The 4,591-nt window shown below is 64.0% G+C and carries 4 protein-coding genes and 1 pseudogene; 1 reads left to right on the plus strand and 4 read right to left on the minus strand.

What is annotated here, in order from left to right:
- The 4 genes and pseudogenes from AX703_RS21980 to secB all read right to left on the minus strand — a co-directional run.
- A pseudogene (locus AX703_RS21980) lies at nt 1-152 on the minus strand (DUF4136 domain-containing protein); the annotation flags it as partial.
- Nucleotides 153-382: 230 nt separating this feature from the next.
- Nucleotides 383-1,402 (minus strand): tryptophan--tRNA ligase, encoded by a 1,020-nt coding sequence (trpS, locus tag AX703_RS21985; protein WP_062347278.1) that lies wholly within the window; start codon nt 1,400-1,402, stop codon nt 383-385.
- Nucleotides 1,403-1,412: 10 nt separating this feature from the next.
- Complete coding sequence (gene murJ / locus AX703_RS21990) at nt 1,413-2,984, minus strand: murein biosynthesis integral membrane protein MurJ (protein WP_062347271.1); 1,572 nt, start codon at nt 2,982-2,984, stop codon at nt 1,413-1,415.
- A 38-nt stretch (nt 2,985-3,022) separates the two neighbouring features.
- Complete coding sequence (gene secB, locus AX703_RS21995) at nt 3,023-3,541, minus strand: protein-export chaperone SecB (RefSeq protein ID WP_062347274.1); 519 nt, start codon at nt 3,539-3,541, stop codon at nt 3,023-3,025.
- Nucleotides 3,542-3,788: 247 nt separating this feature from the next.
- On the opposite strand from secB, the gene AX703_RS22000 reads away from it, so the two are divergent.
- Nucleotides 3,789-4,466, plus strand: a complete 678-nt coding sequence (locus AX703_RS22000) for a Tim44/TimA family putative adaptor protein (protein ID WP_156452174.1) — start codon at nt 3,789-3,791, stop codon at nt 4,464-4,466.
- Nucleotides 4,467-4,591 lie beyond the last annotated feature (125 nt).

Here is a 4,591-nt window from a genome sequence, read left to right on the forward strand (position 1 = left end):
GATGCATACTGCGCGAACTCGAGCCCGCCTGCATCCCTGGGATCGTCGGCAACGACCGCGAAGGTCTGGCCAGCGGGTGCCGGCAACTGCGCCTGGAAGCGCTTGACGTCGGCCTTGAACGGCGTGGCGCACCCGGCGAGCGAGACGAGCATCAGCGAAACTGCCGAAAGCCCCAGAAGCCGGCGCTTGCCGGAAGAAGAGGGCTTCACTTGCGAAACGGAATTCATCCTTGCGACTCCTGTTATGCGTCCGCCGCCCCTTGCCAGACACACGCACTGCATAGCATGCCGCCTTTTTGGACGGGAAGTGCTGAATGCACGTTGAATGGTGCCTGCAACATATGTTGCAGGCACGTAATGTTTTGCAACGAACTGACGGAAAATCAGCCTCTTACAAGGCCCAATGCCTGATAGGTCCGGGCGAGGGTCGGCGCAGCAAGGTCAAGAGCCTTCAGCGCGCCCTTGGCAAGGATCGCGTCCAGCGCCTCGCCATCCTCGCGCAGCTGGCGATAACGTGCCGCCATCGGCGACAGCGTCTCGACCAGCAGTTCGCCCAGTGCAGGCTTGAACTGACCGAAGCCCTTGCCCTCGAACTGCGCCAGCACTTCGGCAGGCGTGATCCCGGCCATCGCGGCGTAGATGCCGACGAGGTTGTTCGCCTCGGGCCGTCCGGCCAGCCCTTCGACCGTGCCCGGCAGCGGCTCGGGATCGGTCTTGGCCTTCTTCACCTTCTGGATGATCGCATCGGCATCGTCGGTCAGGTTGATCCGGCTCATGTCCGAAGGATCGGACTTGCTCATCTTCGCGCTGCCATCCCGCAACGACATGATGCGCGCAGCCTCGGGCGGGATGATCGGATCGGGCAGCGTGAACAGCGGCGCGTCTTCTGAACAGAAGTCGTTGTTGAACTTCTGCGCGATGTCGCGCGCCAGCTCGAGATGCTGCTTTTGGTCCTCGCCCACCGGGACGTGCGTTGCCTGATAGAGCAGCACGTCGGCCGCCTGCAGCACCGGATAGGTGAACAGCGCCACGCTCGCGCCCTCGCGGTTCTTGCCCGCCTTGTCCTTCCATTGCGTCATGCGGTTCAGCCAGCCCATCCGCGCCGTGCCGTTGAGCAGCCATTGCAGCTCGGCATGGGCGGGCACCTGCGCCTGGTTGAACAAGATCGACTTGTCGGGATCGATCCCGCACGAAACCAGCGCCGCCACCATTTCGCGCGTGTTGGCCGCCAGTTCCGCCGGGTTATGCGGCATCGAGATCGCGTGAAGATCGGCAAGGAAATAGAGGCATTGCCCACCCTTGACCGACCACTCGTCCTGCATGCGCACCCAATTCCGGATCGCACCGAGGTAATTGCCAAGGTGGAGATTGCCGGTGGGCTGGATGCCGGAAACGATACGCATTTCAGTGCCTTCAGTTGGAGCGGCGACGCCGCAGGAGAAGCTTGAGATCATCCACCCGGAATGCTCCGGTCAGGACGGCGGCAAGGCCATAGACGACGACCCCGGACGTGACCAGTGCAGCCATGGCCGCCACGCGAATGGTCCACGTGCCATGGACATAGGGCATCACCAGCCCCTGCCCTGCCCACAGCACCGCGCCCATCGCCAGCGCCGCAAGCGCCAGCCGCACGGTCCGCCGCTTGAGACGTGCATCGGCCGCAAAGTGCCCGCGCTTGACCAGCGTGTGATAGAGCAGCCAGACGTTGACGGTCGAGGCAAGTGCCGTCGCCAGCGGCGGCCCCATGTGCCTCAGCGGCACGATCAGTGCCAGATTGCCGACAAGGTTCACCACCATCGAGATCGTGGCATAGCGCACCGGAGTCTTCGTATCCTGCCGCGCGTAGTATCCCGGCGTCAGGACCTTCACCAGAATGTAGCTCGGCAGCCCGATAGAGAACGCGGCCAGCGCCTGCGCGGTGAAATGCGTATCCATCGCGTCGAACTTGCCATAGCCGAACAGCGCTGCGGCAATCGGCTCGCCGCACAATACCAGCGCCACCGTTGCGGGCAGCGTCAGCAGCAGCGCCAGCTCCATGCCCCGGTTCTGCGTTTCCATCGCTGCCACTTCCTCGCCCCCGCCCAACTGGCGCGAGATCGTCGGCAGCAGCACCGTGCCAAGGCCGATGCCGATCAGCCCCAGCGGCAACTGGTTCAGCCGGTCGGCCATGTAGATGTAGGTGACCGAACCGTGATCGAGCAGCGATGCGGCCAGCGCGGTCGAGATTACCAGGTTGATCTGCACCGCGCCTGCCCCTGCCGCCGCCGGCAGGATCAGCTTGAGCAGCTGCTTCACTTCGGGCGAAAGCCGCGGGCGGCGCAGCCGCAGCCGCACGCCATTCCGGCGGCATGCCCAGGCCAGCCACGCCAGCTGCAGCGCGCCCGATACCGAAACGGCAATCGCCTGATTGCGCGCCGTCACCAGCGGATCGTCCGAATGGAAGCCCAGCAGCGCCACGATCAGCGTCAGGTTCAGCAGGATCGGCGCCGCTGCGTTGACCCAGAACTTGCCCAGCGAATTGAGGATGCCGCCAAACAGTGAGACGATGCTGATCAGCATCAGGTAGGGGATCGTCCAGCGCGACAGCTCGACCGCATAGGCGAACTGGTCGGCGCTCACCCCGTTGAACTTGCCCGACAAAAGCAGCGTCACCGGCCAGGCGAAAACTTCCAGCACCACCGTCATGAACAGCAGCACCGGCAGCAGCACGGCAAGCGCGGCTTCCGCAAAGTCCAGCCCGTCACGCAGGCCCTTGCCCTCGGGATCGGCGACCTTCTTGTTGAACATCGGGATGAAGGCGCTGGCAAACGCGCCTTCGGCGAACAAGGCGCGGAACATGTTGGGCAGCCGGAACGCGACAAGGAATGCGTCCGAGGCAAACGCCGCGCCGACGAAGCGCGCGAACAGGCTGTCGCGCACCAGTCCCAGAATGCGGCTGAGCAGGGTCAGTCCGCCAATCGATCCGGTGGCCTTGAGGAGGTTCATGGGCGCATCCCTCGGGCCACCGGATTCAGTCTGTCAGATCAGGCCTGGCCAGCCGGAGTCGCTTCCGCGGTCGCCTGTGCCTGCGCGAGTTGCTGCATGTACAGGCCGTTGAAGTCGATCGGCTCGAGCATCAGCGGCGGGTAACCGGCATCGCGCACGGCATCGGCGACGATGCGGCGGGCAAACGGGAACAGGATGCGCGGACCTTCGGCGAACAGGAACGGGTGGGCCTGGTCGTCGGGCACGTTGCGCATGCCGATGAGGCCGCAATAGGCCAGTTCCACGATGAACGCGGTGCCCTGCGTGCCCTTCGAGGTCACGTTGATCTTCAGCTCGATCTCGTGGATTTCCGGCTGGATCACGCGGGCCGAGATGTTGAAGTCCACGGCGATGTCGGGCGCTTCGCTCCACTGGTAGGATTCGGGCGCGTTGGGATTTTCGACCGAAAGGTCCTTCACGTACTGCGAGATCAGGCCGATCGCGGGCGAAGTGTCTTCCCCGTTCGGAACGGGGCCATCGACATTGAGATTCGAAATGATGTTGCCTTCGTCGGCCATGTCAGACGTGCTTTCTGTGTGGGTTTCCCTTGGCCGCGCGCCTAGCATCATGCCCCAAAGGCCGCAATCCGCCTTTGTCTGGCGCAACGAGGCCACAACCTGACGAGATTCTTTGCCAAGGGATGAGCCCAAAGGGTCATGCACGCGTTGTTCATTTGTAATCCGTACCTATTTGAGGCACGTTGGAATGACGCCGTGAGCTCAGGTCTTCCGATCCGGGGCCATGGACAGTTCGGGAATCTTGCGCGTGATTGTTCAAATTGTGATCCTGGCGATGATTGCGGCCTTTCTGGGCCTGCGCCTCTACTCCGTCCTCGGCCGCCGGCCCGAGCATGACGAGGAGCCGATGCGCCGCCGGATCGAACAGCCCGATCCCTCGGCCAAATCGCAGCAGCAGCCGGTCCAGCAGCAGGGCGGTTCCGCCGCTCCTCGCCCGCGCGAACTTGCCGCACCTGCGCCCAGCACGTTTGACAACAGCGCCGAAGCCGGCGTCCGCGCAATTATCTCAGCCGATCGCCGCTTCGATGTCGCGCAGTTCCTGGCAGGGTCGAAGGGCGCCTATACCATGATCCTCGAAGCCTTCTGGCGCGGGGACAAGAACGATCTGCTCCAGCTCTGCGACGCCGACGTCTACGAAGGCTTCAGCTCGGCCATCGATGCCCGCGCTCAAGCCGGCGAGACGATCGACGCCCGCGTGATTCGCATCGAGGAAGCGCGCATCGTCGCGGCCTCGATCGAAGGACAGACCGCGCGCATCACCGTCCGCTTCCTCGCAGACATTGCCTCGGTCACCCGGAACGCAGAAGGCACCGTCATTGCCGGCTCGCTCGACGATGCGATTGAAGCGCGCGATCTGTGGACCTTCCGCCGCGATCTCACCTCGCGCGATCCCGACTGGCTGCTCGACGAAACCGACGAGGCCTGAGGCTTCAAGTGAGGGGCATTCAAGGGTTCTGCAAAACGAAGAGCGCTGCGATCATCGCGGCGCTCTTTCTGCTTGGCGGCTGCGTGCGCCTTGTGCCCGAAGGCAGTGCTCCGCGCCCGGTCACG

Source organism: Novosphingobium sp. CCH12-A3, from assembly GCF_001556015.1.
Taxonomy (GTDB): Bacteria; Pseudomonadota; Alphaproteobacteria; order Sphingomonadales; family Sphingomonadaceae; genus Novosphingobium; species Novosphingobium subterraneum.

What these genes read in the sequence shown, in the direction of transcription:
- trpS (WP_062347278.1), bottom strand. Translation starts at nt 1,402, where the DNA reads ATGCGTATCGTTTCCGGCATCCAGCCCACCGGCAATCTCCACCTTGGC.
- murJ (WP_062347271.1), bottom strand. Translation starts at nt 2,984, where the DNA reads ATGAACCTCCTCAAGGCCACCGGATCGATTGGCGGACTGACCCTGCTC.
- secB (WP_062347274.1), bottom strand. Translation starts at nt 3,541, where the DNA reads ATGGCCGACGAAGGCAACATCATTTCGAATCTCAATGTCGATGGCCCC.